We start from the raw sequence: 18,299 nt of genomic DNA, 5'->3' as shown, positions 1-18,299 counted from the left end.
ATGACTGGAACGGGTGCGTGAAATATCGGTACATTAGTGGTGGAAGGAAAAGTTATCAACATTTATGGTCAACTTTCTTTTGCAGTAGTATTGCATGGGAAAAATTTACTTAATTACCAGTTAATAAATGGTTTTAATGGTAATATTTTTCTTATAAAATACACAAAGGAGGGAGAAAAACCACCTTAAACAAGTTCAAAAAAATGTCTTGACATCTTTAGCCACCATAGATAACCGTTATCTTTTTGATTATCACGGGGGTTGGCTATGTCTCCTTCTTAGGTTCCATGATTACAACTATTTTGATTGACGGCCATATTATACAAATCTGGGGTGACTGGTACATGCAACAAAAGATTTCTAAACTAAGAAATCACGTGATTGTATGCGGCTTGGGTAGAGCAGGTTATTCAGCCGTTACACATTTAATTAGCGAGAATATAACCTTTATAGGTATTGATCCCGATGAAGAAAAGTGCAATCTCATTAAAGAAGAAGGCACCTGGTTATTGTCGGAGATGCTACCGAAGATATTGTTTTGGAAAAGGCCGGCATTAAATATGCCCAAAGCGTTATTTCAGCCCTTCCGGACGATGCTGACAACATTCTCATTACCATGGCAGCCAAGGATTTAAATAAAAATATCCGGGTGGTAACCAGGGTCAACCGGAAAGAAAATGAGGCCCGGCTTAAAAGGGCCGGTGCCGATTGGGTTATTACCGTGGGATTTACCGGCGGCGCCCACCTGGCCATGGCTGCAGTAAAGCCCGCCACCATTGACTTTGTAAAGAAGATTTTGGACTGGAATAATTATGACGTCAAACTGGAAGAGTTTCAGGTAGAAGAGCAATGCACTTTGGCTAACCGGAAAATAAGAGAAACGGGTTTACGGGAAACCTATGGCATACAAATTATGGCCATTGTAAGAAATGATGTAACCATGGCCAATCCTTCTCCGGAAGAAGTATTTTTGCCGGGAGATGTGGTGATTGCCTTTGGTACTGCGGAGGGTTTGGGGCGTCTTGAAAGCTGCATGGGTATTTCCTGTCCCATGAAGCCCCTGAAGGTGAACAGACCAGTAGTGCCAGGCAGTGCGGCCGAGCAAGGGCGCGTCATATAGCGGGTGCGAATCCCGCCCGGTAAGGTCTAACTTATTAACCATCCATGATTTAAAGATCACAAACCGCACAAACCGTCCATGAAAATTGGTCGGTTTTTTATTATGCTACCTACACCATCTGCTGATATTCCAGAGTTATCATTCTCAGCTATACTATTGGAAAGGCAGGTCTAAGGTTGAAATAAGATTGGTTTACAGCAATTAAGACAATTGCTAAAATCCGGGTGCTGATAGCTTAGGCGGGGCAGCCGTTCGTTTATTTTTCACCCTTATCATGATTCATAAGCTTTACCAGGTCCTGTACCGCTGCTTTGGTTAAAGCAGCCTGTTTATTTTCCTGCTGAATGGCTTTCAGGATCTCGGCCCGGTATATTTGTATGTTTTTCGGGGCATCAATGCCAATTTTAATATGGTCGCCGGAAATGTCCAGTACAGTAATAATGATATCGTCACCGATATGAATGGCTTCATGCTTTTTTCTGGAAAGTATCAGCATCCTCGGCCCACCTTTCCCTGAAGCAGGTTTTTTAGAGGTTCCCGAATACTTAAAGATGGATCATTCAAAACAACCTGCATGCCTTTAGATTTATTAACATTAATAACAACCGGGGCCTGCAGGTTGACAGTGGCGTTGGCCAAATCCTTTTGCGCATTCACGATGTTAAAAACGGCGATATCAGATGTGGCTTTAATTTCCAGCATCTCCTGTACCGGAACAGGCAGGTCAAACTCATAGGATTGGGTAATTTCAAAGGGATTTAATAAAAGAAAACAAACATCATCTGCCTCTGCAGATTGCAAATAATAAAAGGGACTGTTATCAAAGGGCCTGGAGATAAGAAAATTTCTTAGACCTTCAAAGCCCGGTAACCCTTGTTCAAAAAAAATGTTTAATTGGTCCTTGGTCTGTTGCACAAAATTACCCTCCCTCTAAAAGGTGCCCCAATTTTTTCATTATCCTATCTTTAATGTAGCACAAATCTACTCAAGAATCATGTCTGTCAACCGAAAATATACTGTAGGAACATTTGAAAGGTGGGAGAACCATGTCTTCAAACCTGCGTATTGGCGGTTTAGCCTCAGGAATGGATATAGACACAATTGTGGCCGACCTGATGAAGGCACAGCGGCTGCGGGTCGATAAAATCAAACAAACCAGGCAGATTGCCGAGTGGCAGCGGGATGATTACCGGGACATCAATAATGCACTTCGTTCTCTGCGGGATAATGTTTTTAACATGAAACTGCAGGGAAATTATTTGGTCAAGAAAGCTTCCTCCTCCAATGAGAGTATTGCCAAAGCCGCCGCCACCTCCTCAGCGGTGGTGGGAAACTATACGCTGAAAGTTACCTCTTTAGCCGGCACCGCTAAATTGAATAGTTCAGAGGATGTAACGTTTAATAAAGATGCAACAAATTTAAAGAATCAGCTCTCTCTAACTTCTGCGGGAATTATAAAGTTTAAGGTGAATGGTAGTAAGGAAATAGAAATTGACGTTGACAACGAGACTATTGATTCGTTAATTTCAAAAATAAATACTGCCAAGATGAGTGATGACAAAACCAGTGCCGGGGTAACTGCTTTTTTTGATAAAACAATTAACCGTATGTTTGTTTTTTCTAATTCTACCGGTGCCGATAAAAAGATTGACTTTGATGCAGTGGCCGGTTTCGAAACGCAAATAGATGAATTATTTACTAAATTGAAGCTGGATAAAAACGGTATTCCCGGGGATGGGTTTGATTGGGGATCTGAAGTAACAGGCACCAACGCCGAATTTGTTTTTAACGGCATGACCGTTACTACACAAACCACCAATCAGTTTTCATTAGCAGGCATTAATTTTACCTTAACCGGCACATCAACCACCGAAACAGTTAACATCAACGTAACCAATGACACCGATACAGTATTTAACTCCATTAAAACCTTTATTGACCTTTACAACACCACCATTGACAAAATCAACAGCAAGCTCAGCGAAGAACGTTACAGGGATTACCTCCCCTTAACAGACGAGCAACGGGAGAAGTTGAGTGATGACCAGGAAGAAAAGTGGGAAGAGAAGGCCAAAAGCGGTTTATTAAAAAACGATTTCCTGTTATCCGGTGCTGTCAGTAAGATGCGTACCACTATGTCATCAGTAGTATCCGGGGTAAGTAATTCTAAGTACGACACTTTGGCTGAGATTGGTATTAAAACTTTGGATTATTCCGAAAAAGGTAAGTTGTATATTGATGAAACCAAACTAAAAGAAGCTTTAGCAGCAGATCCTAAAGCTGTTATGGAGTTATTTACTAATTCTTCAGATACTTATAGCAATAAGGGATTGGCTGTTCGTCTGTATGATGATTTAACAAATACCATGAATACCATCACGGACAAAGCTGGTTCTGCCTCTAGCTACAGCCTGGTTGACAATAGCATATTAGGTAAAAAGATCAGCGGGTTGGATGAAGAAATTGATAAATGGGAAGATAGGCTGATAGAAATTGAAGACCGTTACTGGCGGCAGTTTACCGCCATGGAAACGGCTCTTAACAAAATGAACAGCCAGAGTGCCTGGTTGGCCCAGCAGTTTGGCGGCGGCAAATAACCATAATTTGGAGGGGAAGCGGATGATAGCAAAAAGCCCGTATCAGAACTACCAGCAAAATGCCATTATGAGCGCCGGGCCGGAAGAGTTGACCACCATGTTGTATAATCGGCTGGTAAAGGACTTGAAGCTGGCCCAGGAGGCGGTAGAAAATAAGGACATTCAGTTAGCCCATAATTCAATTACCCATGCCCAGGAAATAATCGTTCATCTAATGAATACCCTGGATACAGGATTTGAAGTGGGTCAAAATTTAAATCTTATGTATGATTACATGAACCGCCGTTTGCTTGAGGCCAATCTAAAAAAGGATAAAGAAATTCTCCGGGAAATTACCGGTTATGCCGAGGAGATCAGGGATGTCTGGGTGCAGGCTATGAAACAGGTAAAAACGGGTGTTTCAGTTGGAGGGTAAAACAACGGAACAGTTATTAACAGAACTCTATAGCAAGAAAAAACTCAAACTGCAGAAATTACTGGACCTTACACTTCAGCAGTCTGAGGTAATTAAACAACTGGATATGGATGGATTGACGGAGCTTTTGAGTAAAAGGCAGTCTTTGATGGATGAGATTGATCGGACAGACCGGGAAATTGACAGGGCGAAGGGGCAGTTGCCGGCACCCTTTGCAGACAGGTCAAGGGTACCGTTGTTAATGGAACTGCAGGCGGAAATAAATGAACTACTAAAAACAATTATCACTCACGATGATGAAAACAATGCTGCCCTAAAGCATGCCTTTGCCGATGTTAAACAAAAACTTAGTAATTTAAAAGACGGTAAAACAATCCGGCAGGCCTATGCCCCATGAAGCAACCGCAAAATTTCGGATATTTTATTGATAAGAAAAAATAGTCAGGAAGTGATATGAGAAATGATAGAAGGAATCGGTGCGGTGGTTAGTATTCAGGATTACACTCAAGTTTCCGGAGTCGGGAATCAGATTTCCACACAGGAAGCCTCTATTGCAGATACCTCTGTCAGCAAAAGTGAAGGAATTACGCCGGATACCAGGGACGAACAGCAGGAATTTAACAAAGACCAGGTACAGCAGGCTGTAAATAAAATGAACAGAACCATGGAAACTTACAGTACCGAGCTGCGTTTTCAGCTGCACGAGAAGAGCGGTGAGTATATAGTTAAATTAATCAATACAAAGGATAATTTAGTGATCCGGGAGATCCCGCCGGAAAGGGTACTGAATATGGTGGCCTATTTTAAAGAAATGCTTGGGCTTGTGGTTGATAAATTCGCTTAAAAAAAGTTAAATAACTCAACGAGCCAGTCAGCGGGACTGGTTTTTCTTTGTATTTATTCATATGCAATATTATTTGATTTTAATTAGCCTGTTGGTAAAATGTTCAAAATCTTGTAAGTGGTTCTCAATAATTTTTTGCAAGATGCCAAGATTAATAGATTGGTAATCATGTACAGCAATATTTCGAAAACCAACCATAGCTTTTAACCGATCAGCCAGGTCCTGTTCAATGATGTTATTTTGCTGGAGTAATTCAAAGGCCTGGCGGCTGCTCTGAGGAAGGCCTAAATTTTTCTCAGCCACAAAATGCATGGCCAGGTCAATGGAAGCTTCACAGGCTCTTAGTAAATTTAGAATAATTGAATCCTGCTTTGTATAGTATTGTAGGTTTTCCGGGTTGTTACGGTATTCTTCATTAATTCTGTTGATGCAGCGCTTAATGACCTGGGTTTTATTGAGTACGATATCATTAATCATAGAGATCCTCTTTCTTCCAATTTTTTAAGAATATATTTTCGTTCTTCATTTAGCCTTGCATATTTTTTAAAAGTAAACATATGGAATAACATTTTCTTAATCGGATCCGAACAGTAAACAACCTTTCCGGTACTTAATACCTGAGCTTGAAAGACGGTTGAGGCCTTTTCCAGATCCACCAGGTCTACGTCCCGATCTAAAAGATTGGCTAATTCTTGACCGTACATAAAAAGCTCATAATCACTGAACCTATGTTCACTTAAAAAAGCAATATCCAGATCACTGTTTTCCCTTAATTTACCTTTGGCTCCTGAACCGTAGACGATAATTAAATAAGGGGAAATTTTTTTTGTTAAATGCTCCTTTATCGTTGTTAGATATTTTTCTTCCATTGGTCCACCCCTATTTTCCAACCACTGATCAGCAGCTTTTTGTAAATATTATATATTTGCCCATTACCAATTCCAAGGTAAGTCCGACGGTTTTATGCTATTTCTTACGAAAAAAGTATTATAATAGACCTGAAAAATTGACAAAGGAGTTTTTGCTTAATGAATAACAGCTTGCAACGAGTAAAACAATTTGAAGAGGCCTTTGCCCATTACCTGGGTGCTAAATATGCCATTGCTGTTTCTTCAGGAACAGCTGCCCTTCATGCCGCCCTCTATGCTGCCGGTGTCAGTCATAAGGATGAAGTGATCCTGTCGCCGTTGGCCCACCCTGAGGTAGCCCATGCCATTCGTTATCTGGACGGTGTGCCTATTTATACAGATGTAAATTCCCAGACCGGCTGCCTGGATCCCGAAGCTGTACATTGGAGGATTTCGTCCAATACCAAAGCAATCATTGCTACCCATTATACTGGTCAACCCTGTGATATGGATGCTCTGGGAAAGCTAACGGAAAATAAGGACATCATTATTATTGAAGATGCTTCCCAGGCTTTGGGAGCTACATACAAGGAAAAGAGAATCGGTACTGTCAGTTCTTTAACTGTTTTTGATTTTTCCCACCCCCAGGGTGTTTATACAGAACTTGGAGGCATGGTGGTAACTGATTCGGAAGACTATTATAACTGGCTGAAATTATTCCGGGATACCGGGATGATGTATGATAAGGAAGCGTTGGTAAAAGAGGAGGGGCCATGGCACTTCGAAGCCCAGGAAATCGGTTTTAACTACCGACTTACGAGTATGCAGGCGGAGGTTGGCCTCAAGCAGCTTTCGGAGCTAGATACGAAGCAAGACCGCCGGAGAAAAATCGCAGCAGCCTATTCTAAGGACTTAAAAGAAGTACAAGGTTTAGAGCTGCTATCTCCACCTGACCATAATGAGCCCGCGTGGTATTCCTTCCCGATTCTGTTAAAGGATGAGGGACTTATTAGCAGGCGCAGGGAGATTGTGGAGGAACTTTTGCTACAAGGAATTCCGGTAAATGTTCAGTTTTATCCGATCTACCTGCATCCCATTTACCTCTGGCAGGGACACCCGGATATTTGCACTATTGAAGGGCCCCTCTGCCCCAGGGCGGAAGTCTTTTACAGCAGGGTCATAAACCTCCCGACATTTCCGGATTACGATGAAGGAATGGTAAAAAAAGTAATAAATATCCTCAAGATGGCTATACGGCGTCAGTAGAAACCCACGATAGACGATTACAGGACTTTAGTCCTATAATAATTAGACCTATGTCCGATGGTTAGTGTGGGAATTTTAGGTTATTTTACAATAAAGTCTAAGAAATATTAGATATCGACTGGTATTGCAAAAAAACTTAGTATGCGAAATCTGATGAACAAAGACAAAGAAATAAACGTCTGTGCTTGTATGGTACAGACGTTTTTTAATGATAAAAAGTGAAATTAAAAACATGATTATAGTGTAACCATAAGAAGGGTTTTGTTGCAAATTGTAGAATTTTTTAAGGTGGTAAAATGTCTTTGTTGTTATTTTAACCTTACTCCAACAACTCCTTAACCATTATATCGTAACATTGGGAGTGGAACTTTAGCCCTAAGGCAAAAAAATTTGAATACCAAGGGATGATAGTATGAATATTTTTGACAGCCCAATCATGAATGTAATGCAAAAGGGTTTGGATGCCAGTGCTTTGCGGCAGAGGGTGATTGCCAATAATGTAGCCAATCTTAATACTCCAGGGTTTAAGAAATCCTATGTCAGTTTTGAAGATCAATTAAAGGCAGCCATGAACGGCAGCGGGGGGCCCCTTAAAGGAACCCATTCGTTGCATATCGGTGTTTCTAATGTGGAAATTAAACCAGAAGTCAAGCAGGTCAGAGAAACTACCATGCGCTACGACGGCAACAACGTTGATGTAGATGAAGAAATGGTAAACCTGGCCGCCTCCACTATTCAATATGATGTGATCGCTCAAGGGTTGATTGATCGTTATAATATCTTAGGGATCGTAATCGGTGGCAGGAGGTAAGATGGATGGGATTATTTGATACCTTTCGCATTAGTGCATCGGGGATGACTTCCGAGAGACTCAGACTTGACTTAATTGCCAACAACATTGCCAACATGAACACGGCCAGCCGGCCCAATGACCCCACCAGTCCTGTTTATCGCCGCAGGGTCCCTTTATTTGCAGAACAGCTTCGTCAAACCATGGCAGCCAACGGGACAGAGCCTAAAGGAGCCGGAGTAAAGGTTCAGGCCATTGTGGAAGACCCTGCTCCCCCAAGAATTGTCAACCAACCGGATCACCCGCTGGCAGATGAACAGGGTAACGTTGCTTATCCGAACATTAACATTGTCAATGAGATGGTCGACATGATTACGGCCAGCCGGACCTATGAGGCCAATGTAACAGCCCTGAATGCAGCAAAGAGTATGGCCCTCAAGGCTTTGGAAATTTCTCGGGGGTAGGAGGGATAACCGATGAAAATAGTACCGCAAGCGGTGCCTTTACAAATACCGGAAACTGTCTCTAAAATCAAATACGCTGAAGATGCCGGTTTTGGAGGGTTATTGAACAAGGCCATTGACAAGCTTAACCAGACCGAAATAAAAGCCGATGAAGTTACGCAAAGGTTCCTGGTTGGCGAAATTCAGGACATTCACCAGGTGACCATCGCCTTGCAAGAGGCAAAACTTACGATGCAGTTGGCCGTCGAAGTGAGAAATAAAATTGTGGAAGCATATCAGGAAATATCTCGGATGCAGTTATAGTCCCCTTTGAGGTGGTATTGTGAATTTCAGAGACCTGCTGGATAAAGTAAAGCAGCGGTGGCAGGAAACAAGTCAAAACAGAAAAGCGCTCATTATCCTGGTCAGTGCAGTTATTCTGGCAGGTTTAGTGTATTTGGGGGCGACACTCACCCGACCCAGTTATGCCCTACTGCTGGGGGATTTGGAACCCAAGGATGCCGGAGATATTGTCGCCCAGTTGGAAAGTCAGAAAGTTCCGTACCAGTTAACAAACCAGGGAACAACCATTCTGGTCCCCAAGGAGCAAGTGGATGAGATAAGGGTTAAACTGGCCAGTGACGGATTATTAACAGGTGTTGGCCACGGCTTTGAGTTGTTTGATAAAAGTAAGTTCGGCGAAACGGACTTTGAACAACAAATCGCCTACCAGAGGGCGCTGCAGGAAGAACTCAGGCGCACCATCACCAAGGTGGAAGGGGTCGACCAGGCCAGGGTTCACCTGGTGATTCCGCAAAAGAGTGTCTTTATAGAGGAAGAAGGGACAGCCTCTGCCTCGGTGGTGATCAAACTAAAACCGGCAGCCAAACTCAAACCTGAACAGGTTAAAGGTCTTAATGACTTGATTGTCGGTAGTGTGGAAGGGCTAAAGGCCGAAAATGTACATATCATTGACACCGAAGGGAATGTCTTAAACGAATTTCTTAAAGATCCGGCCGGAATAGGCAGCGGTGGCTTTGCCGGAACCGCCGTAGAACGTCAGCAGCAAATTCGCCGGGCCTTTGAAAAGGAACTGGAGAACAGGGTACAAACGATGCTGGCCAAAGTGATGGGGCCCAACAAGGCTGTGGCCATGGTGACCGCAGAACTGGATTTCAATCAGCAGCAAACCAATACCACAGAAGTAGTCCCCGGTCAAATAGTCAGCGAACGAAGCACCAAAGAGAATGGAAGCGACGGTAATGGCGGGGGGGTCCCCGGATCCACCACGCAAATGCCGGGACAAAGTATCCCCGGACAAGTTACCAACGGTCAGAGCAGCTATACAAAGTCTGACGACATTAAGAACTACCAGCATGGCACGAAGGTAGAATCCGTGGTTCAAGCCCCCGGTAAAGTTCTTAAACTTTCCACCGCCGTGGTGTTGGATGAATCGATTAAGAATCTGGATAGAGCCCAGGTTGAACGGATTGTCACGGCAGCCATTGGTTTTGACCAGCAGCGGGGTGACCAAATAACTGTTTCCACCATGACCTTTGACAGGAGTCAATATGATTTGGGTCAGGATTTGGAGAAAACACAACCGGGTAATGAACAGTTATACATGATGATTGCAGCTGCAGCGGGCGGTATACTGTTCCTGTTAGCCCTTATAATCTTCTTTATCCGTCGCCGCAAGAAAAAGACAGAACCGCAGATTATAGAAACCCCGGGCTTACCGGTTGATGAAGCGGCTAAAACCGAGGAAGAGGAAGAGCCTGTGTGGGAGATTCCTCCTCCCAAGGATAAACAAAAGCAGTTAAAGGATCTGGCAGAAGATCGACCTGACGATGTCGCTCGGTATTAAAAGTATGGCTTAGGGAATAAGGTGATAAAACCATGAATTATGATAAACTTACCGGAGAACAAAAAGCAGCCATATTACTTATATCCCTGGGAGCCGATATATCTTCTAAACTCTTAAAGCATGAATTCACGGAGGACGAGGTTGAACGAATTACCGCATCCATTGCGGAAATGGATAAAGTTCCTAATGAAATTCAAAAACAGGTCATTGAGGAATTTATCTATTTGATTCAGGCCAGGGATTATCTGTTAAACGGTGGCGTTAACTATGCCAAGGAACTGCTGGAAAAGACCTATGGCTATGAAAAAGGCTCCGAGATATTAGACAGGATTAGCTCCACCATGCAGTCAATGCCCTTTGGCTCCCTTAGAAAGACCGACCCCAGACATATTTTGAGTTTTATTAGGGAGGAACACCCGCAAACCATTGCCTTTGTCTTGTCCTATTTGAAGCCCGACCAGGCAGCAGTTATCCTGGCCGAGTTGAACCCGCAAATACAAAGCGAGGTTGCCAGGCGGGTGGCTATTTTAGACAGAATTTCACCGGAAGTCGCCAAAGAGGTGGAGAAAGTTCTGGAGAAGAAGCTGGCCTCGGTGGCCCAGCACGAGGAAACGGTGGTTGGCGGCGTGCAGTGTCTGGTTAATATTTTAAACAGGGTAGACCGTGCCACCGAGAAAGCCATCTTCGAGCAACTGGAGCGGGCCGACCCCAACCTCAGCGAAGAGGTTCGCCGCATGATGTTTATCTTTGAGGATATTGTCAAGCTTCACGATATCTCCATTCAAAAGGTGCTGCGTGAAGTGGATAATAAAGATCTGGCACTGGCTATGAAGGGCGCCAACCAGGAGGTGAACAACCGGATTTACAAGAACATGTCCAAACGTGCTGCGGACATGCTCAAGGAAGAAATCGAATACATGGGACCTGTTCGACTAAAGGAAGTAGAAGAGGCCCAGCAGCGCATCGTAAATGTCATCAGGCGTCTGGAAGAAGCCGGAGAAATCGTCATTTCCCGTGGTGGGGAGGATGCGATACTTGTTTAAGGTGATAAAAAGTGCCCCGGTGAATCAGGCCGATCAGGTTTTGCCGTTACGGCAGCTTTCTCTGCCAAGTTCCGTGGAAGACAGTACTCCCACTCCTGAAGAACTTCTAATGACAGCCAAGCACCAGGCCGAAGAAATGATTGCCAGGGCCAAGCACGAAGCAATTCAAATAGTTGAACAGGCAAAAGCGGAGGCTGAACTTATCGCCCGGCAAATAAAGGAGCAGGCAAAGCAGGAAGGCTGGCAGGAAGGAATCAGTGCTTCTGAAGATGAGGCTGAGAGAATTCGCCAACAAGCCAGGGAGGTCTTACAGCAGGCCCGGGAGATATACCGGCACACCCTGAATAAAATGGAACCCGAAATCGTTGACCTGGCGGTGGATATTGCTGAACGGGTGGTCATGACTCAGCTTGCTGTTGAACCACAGACGGTGATGGAAATCGCCAGGGAATGTATGGAATTAGTTAAGAACAGGCCCTTAGTCAATCTCTATGTAAATCATGCTGATCTTCACATTGTAGAAGAAGGCAAGAATCAACTGCTTCAGGGATTACCAGGAAAAGTGGAACTAAACATCCTGGTAGACAACGGTGTTAAGCCCGGGGGCTGCCTTATCGAAACAGACCAGGGACAGGTGGATGCCACCATGGATACCCGGTGGCAGGAAGTATTGAAGGCTTTATACGGCCAGGAGGAATAAACCGATGGAGATTAAGGTTGATATTAACCTTACTCCTTATAAAGAAAGGGTAAACAGGGCCAGAGTTATCAAGCCCATTGGTAAAGTAACCCGGGTTATCGGTCTGATGATTGAGGTTCAGGGGATCATTGCCCGCATTGGAGAGGTCTGCGACATCGTAGTACAGGGAGAACTTGAACCTGTAAGGACTGAGGTGGTGGGCTTCCGGGACAAGCATTCCCTGCTAATGCCACTGGGTGAACTGAGAGGCATTTACCCGGGCTGTGCCGTGGTTCCCACCGGTCGCAACCTAACGATTAAAGTGGGGAAACACTTGTGGGGAAAAGTGTTGGACGGCCTTGGGAGACCCCTTGAGGAAGACGTGAACTTAAGCCTGGGTGAAGAATTTGCCGTGGATAATCGTCCTCCCAATCCTCTTAAACGCCGGCGTATCGACACCGTACTGCTACCGGTGTTCGAGCCATGGATGGATTGCTCACCTGCGGCAAAGGTCAGCGCATTGGTATTTTTGCCGGCAGCGGTGTAGGAAAAAGTACCCTCTTAGGGATGATTGCCCGGCATGGTAGTGCCGATGTAAACGTGATCGCGCTGATTGGGGAGCGGGGGCGTGAGGTGCTGGAATTTCTCCAGGAAGATCTGGGTCCCGAAGGATGGCCCGGTCAATTATTGTGGCCGCCACTTCTGATCAGCCGGCTCTGGTGAGGCTTAAAGGTGCTTTTGTAGCCACCGCCGTCGCTGAATACTTTCGCGATCAGGGTCTGGATGTCATGCTGATGATGGATTCAGTAACCCGTTTTGCCATGGCCCAGCGGGAAGTGGGCCTGGCGGTGGGGGAACCGCCGGCCACCAAAGGCTACACCCCGTCTGTTTTTGCTTTACTGCCCAAACTATTGGAACGTTCCGGGATGGGACAACGGGGTTCGATTACTGCTTTTTATACGGTTCTGGTAGATGGTGACGACTTGAACGAACCCATTGCCGATGCGGTACGCGGTATTTTGGACGGTCATATCGTTTTGACCAGAACCCTTGCTTCCCGCAACCATTATCCAGCCATCGATGTGCTGCAAAGTGTAAGCCGTCTGATGCCGGATATTGCTTCGGAAGAACATAAGGCTCAGGCCGGGATCATTAAAGACTTACTGGCTACCTACCGGCAGTCGGAGGATTTAATTAATATCGGAGCTTATGTTAAGGGGTCTAACCCCAAAATCGATGAAGCTATAGAAAAATATGACAGGATCCTAAGCTTCTTGAAACAATCTCCATCCGAATACAGCGGATACGAGGAGACCTTAAACGGTCTGGCCGATCTGGTGGCAGGGGGTAGATAGTCGTGAAAAAGTTTCAATTCCGACTGGAGCAGGTCCTACAGCAAAAGATAACCAGGGAAGAGCAAGCCCTGCTGGAACAAGTGAAAGCGCAACAGGAATGCAGCCGTTGTGAACAAGAACTGCTGACTACCAAACAAAAGTTAGAGGAAACGCTGTATTACTCCCAAAGGGTTATGGAACCCGGTGAACAAATGCAAACTTTGATGTACCGGGAGCATTTACTTTTAACCATAGACCGCCAAAATAGAAGTTTGCGGCGAGCCCAGGATATATTCCGACTTCGTAAGGATACAGCCATAGCAGCTCGTCAGGAACGCATGGTTTTGGAAAAATTAAAGGAAAAACAATTTGGAGAATATAAAGAACTGGAAATTTATTTGGAGCAAAAAGAGATAGACGAGCTGGCCACCCTCGGTTACTCCCGTAAAGGTTATTAAAAATTTTCAAATGATTGAAAGGAGGTGAAACATGTGCAGATAGGTAAGGTCATGGAAGATTTGGGAGGCTATTTACAGGAAGACGGGTACAGCAAGGTCAACGGGGAAGGGTTTGCCGACCTGCTTCAACTAATGATGGGTTTGGTATCTCAAAGTGACGTTCAAGGGTTGCCGTCATCAAATACGTTACCGTTGGACGGAAAAGAACAGGGATTTCCCGTAACGGCCGAAGCTGGACCAGAAGAAGATGACTTCAACAAGCAAAATAATTTAACTCAAAATAATATTCTCGTTGCAAATCCCGTTTTCTATAACCTGTGCAGCATTGTTCCAGTTAACCAGCCTACGGATATTCAAAGAACTGCCGAAACCTCTCCCGGAGCAGAAGTACCTGCGGGTGGGACATTCGCCAATTTCGGCGGCAATAACTTGACCTCTCAACAAGCATCACAGAACCGTGAGCAATTAGAAATGATGGTAAACCTCAGTCCCTCCGGCAATGAGGGAAACGTCACAATCCAGTCTAAAGCCCTGACTTTGGAACAGGGAAGAGTAACCGGTATTCCCTCATACGACGATGCGGAGCTGACTACATCACCTAAACAAGCGGGTCAAGGAGTTCTGTCACAACCATTGGTTGAGGGGAATTCGCCGTTACAGCTAAATAATGACATACCGCTGAATAAAACTGTTCTGTCTCCAGGGCTGCCGGAGAATAATCAACTCCTGATAACACCTCAAGTGAAAGACGCTACACAACAGGTTGTTTGTGTTTACGATTCCAGCCCTCGCCCCGGAGTATTTGTACAGGAAGCTGATACAGTTATTCGGCCGGTGGAACAAACAGCAACCCCGGACTCTATGGAAGGAAACGCTTTTACACCCGTTAAGGAACGTGGACATTTTACCGGTATTCCCGGTCAAGAAGGCTCAAAATTACAACCTCTTCCCGGAAACATAGATGAACCGGGCAGTGCTGTTGAAATAACAAGAGTTTCCGCAGGCAAGGAGAAGCCGCTGGAGAAGCTGTTAGGACAGGAATCAACACCGAATCTTCCAAACGATCAGGAATTACAGCAGGCAGAGTCCCGGAAAAATGGAACGTCAGTGGTTCCGTCACAGCCTGTCCTAAACCCAAAGGATGAACAACAGGTTGATGCCGGAATAACCCGGGGAAAACCTTCTCTGTCCGTTGATCAACTGGTTGAAACGGGGGATGCAGGGAACCAACCAAATGGTGACCTCTCCGGGGGAAAACAAAACTTAGATCGATCAGCTAAGAAAGAAACTGTTCCCCAAAAGGAAGGGGTTTCGCCAGAGGTAAAATTGCACTACGCTCAGGAAACGATCCATAGTTCTGCTGCCAAGCCGGTGGAACAAAACAACATTTCTTTTTTGAACAGGGAGGTGCCGATAACACACCTACCGGTCCGACTGACTGAAATGATCCGGGCCATGCTGGTTCAGCAAAGCGCCGGGGAGACAACGTTAAAAATGAGGCTTAAGCCTGAACAGTTAGGTGAAGTTACTGTAAAATTGACCTGGTCTAAAGGGGAGCTTACCGCCCAATTTGTTACTTCTTCCGGCATGGCAAAAGAAGCATTGGAGTCTTCCTTTCCTCAGCTAAAGGAAATTTTGGCTCAACATAACATCCGGCTTGGTGAAGCGGCGGTGTTTGTGGGACAGCAGAGTGGGCAAGGGAACCAACACTCTTTCAGCCAGAGTCAACTATGGTACACCAAAGGACAGGGTAAGTATAAAGGGGGATACCCCGGCATCCAAGTTCAAGAGGAACCAACCTCTACCGGTCATATCTTAAATGAGGATACAGGGGTCAATATTGTGGTGTAAGGAGGTGTGGTATGGAAGTTAATCAAACAAACAACAGCAATAACAGCGATCTTTACCTTTCCAATAAAAAGCAGAGGGAACCGATCAAGACCCTGGACAAAGATGCCTTCCTGCAAATTATGATTGCACAGCTAAGGTACCAGGACCCCAGCAGTCCAATGGACAGCAGTAAGTTCATTGAACAAATGGCAGCATTTACCACCTTGGAGCAAATTACAAATTTGAACAGCCATATGGAAAAGTTATATTCCTTACAACAATTCAGCCAGGCTTCGTCCTTGATGGGGTGCGAAGTGACTCTGATGAACGGGGAAGAACCACTTACCGGCACGGTTGAACGGGTTACCATGGGCGAGAAAGACATAAAGCTCTGGGTAAGCGGTATGCCCTACACTTTGGAGCAAGTGATCGCAGTAGAAAGGAGGGCCACTGATGGATCTGAAGAATTACTCCAATTACTCACCAATACTCACCAACAGCAGGCCGGTAGCACCTCCGAAGCGAATCAGCCACAGACGAGGAAGCCGGGGCAGCCGAACCAACCTCATAACGTCTCCTTTGATGAGCTGTTACACCGGGAGCTAAACTGGCAGCAGGAAGTAAAATTATCCGCCCATGCGGAAAAAAGGCTTAAGGAAAGAAACATCTCTTTATCGCAAGAGGACTTCAACAAAATAAACAAGGCCGTTCAACAGGCGGCAGCCAAGGGTTCCAGAGATTCCTTGATTTTATACAGGGATATGGCCCTGGTAACCAGTATTACAAACCGAACAGTCATTACAGCCGTAGACGGCAAGAGTATGGAAGAGCATGTTTTCACCAATATTGACAGTGCAGTAATTGTCAAGTAGCGCAGCTGGCCCGAAAGGAAGCTGCTGAATTCCACTGACCGACTGAAGTGGAATCAAAAAGGAGGATAAATAAATGATTCGTTCTTTATATTCCGGTATTTCGGGCATGAGAAACCACCAAATTCGTATGGACGTGGTGGGTAATAACATCGCCAACGTAAACACCACCGGTTTTAAGGCCGGTCGGGTAAACTTTCAGGATGCCTTGAGTCAGACAATCCGTTCCGGCGGAGACGGCACCAACCCCGCACAGGTGGGTTCGGGAATGTCTGTGGGATCTATTTCTAACAACTTTTCTCAAGGCCCCAAACAGAGCACCGGCAGAACCCTCGATATGGCCATTGATGGCAATGGTTTCTTTGTAGTTAAGGATAGCGCCAACAATGAGTATTACACCAGGGAAGGTATCTTCTTTATGGACGATGAGGGCTACCTGGTAAACGGCGACGGGTTGAGAGTTCAGTCCAGCCAGGGGGATATCAGGGTGTATAACGGCCCCATTTCAACCATTAGCGTTGGCCCCAATGGCGCCATAACCGGTACAAACACTTCGGGAGATCCCTTGATGTTTACTTCAGGTGCCTCAGTTAAACCTCAACCGACCAAAGTTATAGAAGCAAGCCTGGTAGGGGGGGCAATAACAAACCCTGTACCAATTGTTTCATCAAACGGTTCATTAGCTGGGGATGCTATTGTGCCAGCTGTACCTCCGGTAGAGGCAAAGGTAGCCGGCAATAGTGACGGCGTTGTGCAGCTGGGCATATCTTTACCACCGGTTGATATGTCAGGCGCAGCCTATGAACTTACAATTGAGTATAATGACGGTAATACTACAATAGGACCTATTACTCTTAATGGAGGACTAAATAGTGTGTCGAGTTGGCAAGATTTAGCTACCAAACTACAGGCTGCTATCGACGGGTCCGCTATTGGTCCCAATAAGGTTAAAGTCAGCTATAATGAAAGCCCCTTTGGTAGTTTGGTATTCGAGACGATAACTGATCCGGATGCTACTAACGGAGCCGGGGATCCTATTACACCGAGCATTACCTTAGGCGGTGCAGGTGTTGCTAAATATATGGGAAGTGTCACTAACCTAAGTAATGCAGGTACTGCTGTGGTTACCAAAGATTGGTCAGGAAGAACATTTTCCGTTGACGTTGGAGACGGATGGCATAATATAACCACAGATGCTTCCTTTAACGCTATTACAAGTGGTAATGACCTTGCAAGTAAACTTCAAGCTTTAATTGATGCGCAAGCTGGGGGTGCAGGTAATGCAAAAGTAAAGGTAACATGGGATACTGACCACTTGGTCTTTACACCTGCTTCCGGGTACTCCAAAATAACTCTTGGCGGGCCCGATCTCCCGGATTTCGTTGGAGCAGCTTCTACAGCACAAGAAAATAACATGGACTGGAGTAAAAAGGATATCTCCGTTAATTATAACGGGACAACTTACACCTTCACTGAGTATGAAATGAAAATGGCAGGGCTAAATAGCATTACAAGCGGAAGCGCCCTTGCCGCTGCAATGAAAAAACTGATCAATACTAAAATAGGATCCGATAAGGTTGACGTTACCTGGTCTACCGACCACCTTGTTTTTAATACTAAAGATACGACCGGCTTAGGTATTAAGCCTAATATTACTATAACCGGGGCGGATGCCGACGACTTTATTGGAAATAGCCCTATTATCAAAGAAGGAACTGCCAGCATGTTACCGCCACCGGCTTCTCAGGAACCTAATAATGTTATTAAATTGGCTACCTTCCAGAATCCGGAAGGGCTTACCAAGGCAGGCAGAAACTTGTTCCAAACTTCTGCATCATCAGGACGGTAACTTACGGAAGAGGAAACTCTCCCGGCTACGGTACCATCCAATCGGGT

20 protein-coding genes and 2 pseudogenes are annotated in these 18,299 nt (G+C 45.2%); 18 read left to right on the top strand and 4 right to left on the bottom strand.

Going from position 1 to position 18,299, the window contains the following annotated elements; all coding sequences use genetic code 11:
- Nucleotides 1–287: 287 nt before the first annotated feature.
- Nucleotides 288–661: pseudogene (locus P378_RS21070) on the top strand (potassium channel family protein); the annotation flags it as partial.
- A gap of 90 nt (nucleotides 662–751) precedes the next feature.
- Nucleotides 752–1,120: a cation:proton antiporter regulatory subunit gene (locus P378_RS24015; protein ID WP_238472918.1), complete on the top strand. Its 369-nt coding sequence runs from the start codon at nucleotides 752–754 to the stop codon at nucleotides 1,118–1,120.
- 256 nt (nucleotides 1,121–1,376) lie between these two features.
- Here P378_RS24015 and csrA read toward each other — a convergent pair whose 3' ends face one another.
- Nucleotides 1,377–1,616 carry a carbon storage regulator CsrA gene (gene csrA / locus P378_RS05455; protein ID WP_099082540.1) on the bottom strand — a complete coding sequence of 80 codons (240 nt, stop codon included), beginning with the start codon at nucleotides 1,614–1,616 and terminating at the stop codon, nucleotides 1,377–1,379.
- Nucleotides 1,610–2,035: a flagellar assembly protein FliW gene (locus P378_RS05450; protein WP_099082539.1), complete on the bottom strand. Its 426-nt coding sequence runs from the start codon at nucleotides 2,033–2,035 to the stop codon at nucleotides 1,610–1,612. The genes csrA and P378_RS05450 overlap by 7 nt, the downstream gene beginning before the upstream one ends.
- Nucleotides 2,036–2,166: 131 nt before the next feature.
- Between P378_RS05450 and P378_RS05445 the strand changes: the two genes are divergently transcribed.
- From P378_RS05445 to P378_RS05430, 4 genes are all read left to right on the top strand, one after another.
- Nucleotides 2,167–3,717 (top strand): flagellar hook-associated protein 2, encoded by a 1,551-nt coding sequence (locus tag P378_RS05445; protein WP_099082538.1) that lies wholly within the window; start codon nucleotides 2,167–2,169, stop codon nucleotides 3,715–3,717.
- Nucleotides 3,718–3,739: 22 nt separating this feature from the next.
- Entirely contained in the window at nucleotides 3,740–4,132 is a 393-nt protein-coding gene (gene fliS / locus P378_RS05440) for a flagellar export chaperone FliS (protein ID WP_099082537.1), read from the top strand.
- Nucleotides 4,122–4,529, top strand: a complete 408-nt coding sequence (gene flgN, locus P378_RS05435; RefSeq protein WP_180260995.1) for a flagellar export chaperone FlgN — start codon at nucleotides 4,122–4,124, stop codon at nucleotides 4,527–4,529. Before fliS ends, flgN begins: the two co-directional genes overlap by 11 nt.
- Nucleotides 4,530–4,592: 63 nt before the next feature.
- Complete coding sequence (locus P378_RS05430) at nucleotides 4,593–4,976, top strand: flagellar protein FlaG (RefSeq protein ID WP_099082535.1); 384 nt, start codon at nucleotides 4,593–4,595, stop codon at nucleotides 4,974–4,976.
- 69 nt (nucleotides 4,977–5,045) lie between these two features.
- Here P378_RS05430 and hepT read toward each other — a convergent pair whose 3' ends face one another.
- Both hepT and mntA read right to left on the bottom strand, forming a co-directional pair.
- Nucleotides 5,046–5,453 (bottom strand): type VII toxin-antitoxin system HepT family RNase toxin, encoded by a 408-nt coding sequence (hepT, locus tag P378_RS05425; protein ID WP_099082534.1) that lies wholly within the window; start codon nucleotides 5,451–5,453, stop codon nucleotides 5,046–5,048.
- Nucleotides 5,450–5,845, bottom strand: coding sequence for a type VII toxin-antitoxin system MntA family adenylyltransferase antitoxin (gene mntA, locus P378_RS05420; RefSeq protein ID WP_099082533.1), 396 nt, complete (start codon nucleotides 5,843–5,845; stop codon nucleotides 5,450–5,452). Before mntA ends, hepT begins: the two co-directional genes overlap by 4 nt.
- Nucleotides 5,846–6,004: 159 nt before the next feature.
- Here mntA and P378_RS05415 point away from each other — a divergent pair, with 159 nt between their 5' ends.
- From P378_RS05415 to P378_RS05355, 12 genes and pseudogenes are all read left to right on the top strand, one after another.
- Nucleotides 6,005–7,090 (top strand): DegT/DnrJ/EryC1/StrS family aminotransferase, encoded by a 1,086-nt coding sequence (locus P378_RS05415; RefSeq protein WP_099082532.1) that lies wholly within the window; start codon nucleotides 6,005–6,007, stop codon nucleotides 7,088–7,090.
- Nucleotides 7,091–7,502: 412 nt separating this feature from the next.
- A complete protein-coding gene (flgB, locus tag P378_RS05410) occupies nucleotides 7,503–7,901 on the top strand; it encodes a flagellar basal body rod protein FlgB (RefSeq protein ID WP_099082531.1) in 399 nt (132 codons plus the stop codon).
- A gap of 5 nt (nucleotides 7,902–7,906) precedes the next feature.
- Nucleotides 7,907–8,344, top strand: a complete 438-nt coding sequence (gene flgC, locus P378_RS05405; protein ID WP_099082530.1) for a flagellar basal body rod protein FlgC — start codon at nucleotides 7,907–7,909, stop codon at nucleotides 8,342–8,344.
- Nucleotides 8,345–8,356: 12 nt separating this feature from the next.
- Nucleotides 8,357–8,647: a flagellar hook-basal body complex protein FliE gene (fliE, locus tag P378_RS05400; RefSeq protein ID WP_099082529.1), complete on the top strand. Its 291-nt coding sequence runs from the start codon at nucleotides 8,357–8,359 to the stop codon at nucleotides 8,645–8,647.
- 19 nt (nucleotides 8,648–8,666) lie between these two features.
- Nucleotides 8,667–10,190 (top strand): flagellar basal-body MS-ring/collar protein FliF, encoded by a 1,524-nt coding sequence (fliF, locus tag P378_RS05395; protein ID WP_238472913.1) that lies wholly within the window; start codon nucleotides 8,667–8,669, stop codon nucleotides 10,188–10,190.
- Between the two features lie 32 nt (nucleotides 10,191–10,222).
- Nucleotides 10,223–11,233: a flagellar motor switch protein FliG gene (gene fliG / locus P378_RS05390; protein WP_099082528.1), complete on the top strand. Its 1,011-nt coding sequence runs from the start codon at nucleotides 10,223–10,225 to the stop codon at nucleotides 11,231–11,233.
- Nucleotide 11,234: 1 nt separating this feature from the next.
- The gene (locus P378_RS05385) at nucleotides 11,235–11,933 is read left to right on the top strand and encodes a FliH/SctL family protein (protein ID WP_238472916.1); all 699 of its coding nucleotides are present in this window, start codon (nucleotides 11,235–11,237) and stop codon (nucleotides 11,931–11,933) included.
- A gap of 4 nt (nucleotides 11,934–11,937) precedes the next feature.
- Nucleotides 11,938–13,267, top strand: a pseudogene (gene fliI, locus P378_RS05380) (flagellar protein export ATPase FliI).
- A gap of 2 nt (nucleotides 13,268–13,269) precedes the next feature.
- Nucleotides 13,270–13,704 carry a flagellar export protein FliJ gene (locus P378_RS05375; protein ID WP_099082526.1) on the top strand — a complete coding sequence of 145 codons (435 nt, stop codon included), beginning with the start codon at nucleotides 13,270–13,272 and terminating at the stop codon, nucleotides 13,702–13,704.
- Nucleotides 13,705–13,836: 132 nt separating this feature from the next.
- A complete protein-coding gene (locus tag P378_RS05370; protein WP_238472912.1) occupies nucleotides 13,837–15,555 on the top strand; it encodes a flagellar hook-length control protein FliK in 1,719 nt (572 codons plus the stop codon).
- Nucleotides 15,556–15,566: 11 nt separating this feature from the next.
- On the top strand, nucleotides 15,567–16,406 hold the full coding sequence (locus P378_RS21060) for a TIGR02530 family flagellar biosynthesis protein (RefSeq protein ID WP_238472911.1): 840 nt from the start codon (nucleotides 15,567–15,569) through the stop codon (nucleotides 16,404–16,406).
- 73 nt (nucleotides 16,407–16,479) lie between these two features.
- Nucleotides 16,480–18,252, top strand: coding sequence for a flagellar hook-basal body complex protein (locus P378_RS05355; protein ID WP_099082525.1), 1,773 nt, complete (start codon nucleotides 16,480–16,482; stop codon nucleotides 18,250–18,252).
- Nucleotides 18,253–18,299 lie beyond the last annotated feature (47 nt).

The organism is Desulforamulus profundi (genome assembly GCF_002607855.1).
The sequence above is the reverse complement of the archived record's forward strand: the minus strand, read 5'-3'. Positions and strand labels throughout refer to the sequence as shown.

Excerpts from the sequence above, each read along its gene's own strand:
- mntA (WP_099082533.1), bottom strand. The coding sequence starts at position 5,845 with ATGGAAGAAAAATATCTAACAACGATAAAGGAGCATTTAACAAAAAAA.
- P378_RS24015 (WP_238472918.1), top strand. The coding sequence starts at position 752 with ATGGCTGCAGTAAAGCCCGCCACCATTGACTTTGTAAAGAAGATTTTG.
- P378_RS05355 (WP_099082525.1), top strand. The coding sequence starts at position 16,480 with ATGATTCGTTCTTTATATTCCGGTATTTCGGGCATGAGAAACCACCAA.
- csrA (WP_099082540.1), bottom strand. The coding sequence starts at position 1,616 with ATGCTGATACTTTCCAGAAAAAAGCATGAAGCCATTCATATCGGTGAC.
- flgB (WP_099082531.1), top strand. The coding sequence starts at position 7,503 with ATGAATATTTTTGACAGCCCAATCATGAATGTAATGCAAAAGGGTTTG.
- fliG (WP_099082528.1), top strand. The coding sequence starts at position 10,223 with ATGAATTATGATAAACTTACCGGAGAACAAAAAGCAGCCATATTACTT.
- P378_RS05370 (WP_238472912.1), top strand. The coding sequence starts at position 13,837 with ATGATGGGTTTGGTATCTCAAAGTGACGTTCAAGGGTTGCCGTCATCA.
- fliE (WP_099082529.1), top strand. The coding sequence starts at position 8,357 with ATGAAAATAGTACCGCAAGCGGTGCCTTTACAAATACCGGAAACTGTC.
- fliS (WP_099082537.1), top strand. The coding sequence starts at position 3,740 with ATGATAGCAAAAAGCCCGTATCAGAACTACCAGCAAAATGCCATTATG.
- P378_RS05430 (WP_099082535.1), top strand. The coding sequence starts at position 4,593 with ATGATAGAAGGAATCGGTGCGGTGGTTAGTATTCAGGATTACACTCAA.
- P378_RS05415 (WP_099082532.1), top strand. The coding sequence starts at position 6,005 with ATGAATAACAGCTTGCAACGAGTAAAACAATTTGAAGAGGCCTTTGCC.
- flgC (WP_099082530.1), top strand. The coding sequence starts at position 7,907 with ATGGGATTATTTGATACCTTTCGCATTAGTGCATCGGGGATGACTTCC.
- P378_RS05445 (WP_099082538.1), top strand. The coding sequence starts at position 2,167 with ATGTCTTCAAACCTGCGTATTGGCGGTTTAGCCTCAGGAATGGATATA.
- hepT (WP_099082534.1), bottom strand. The coding sequence starts at position 5,453 with ATGATTAATGATATCGTACTCAATAAAACCCAGGTCATTAAGCGCTGC.
- P378_RS21060 (WP_238472911.1), top strand. The coding sequence starts at position 15,567 with ATGGAAGTTAATCAAACAAACAACAGCAATAACAGCGATCTTTACCTT.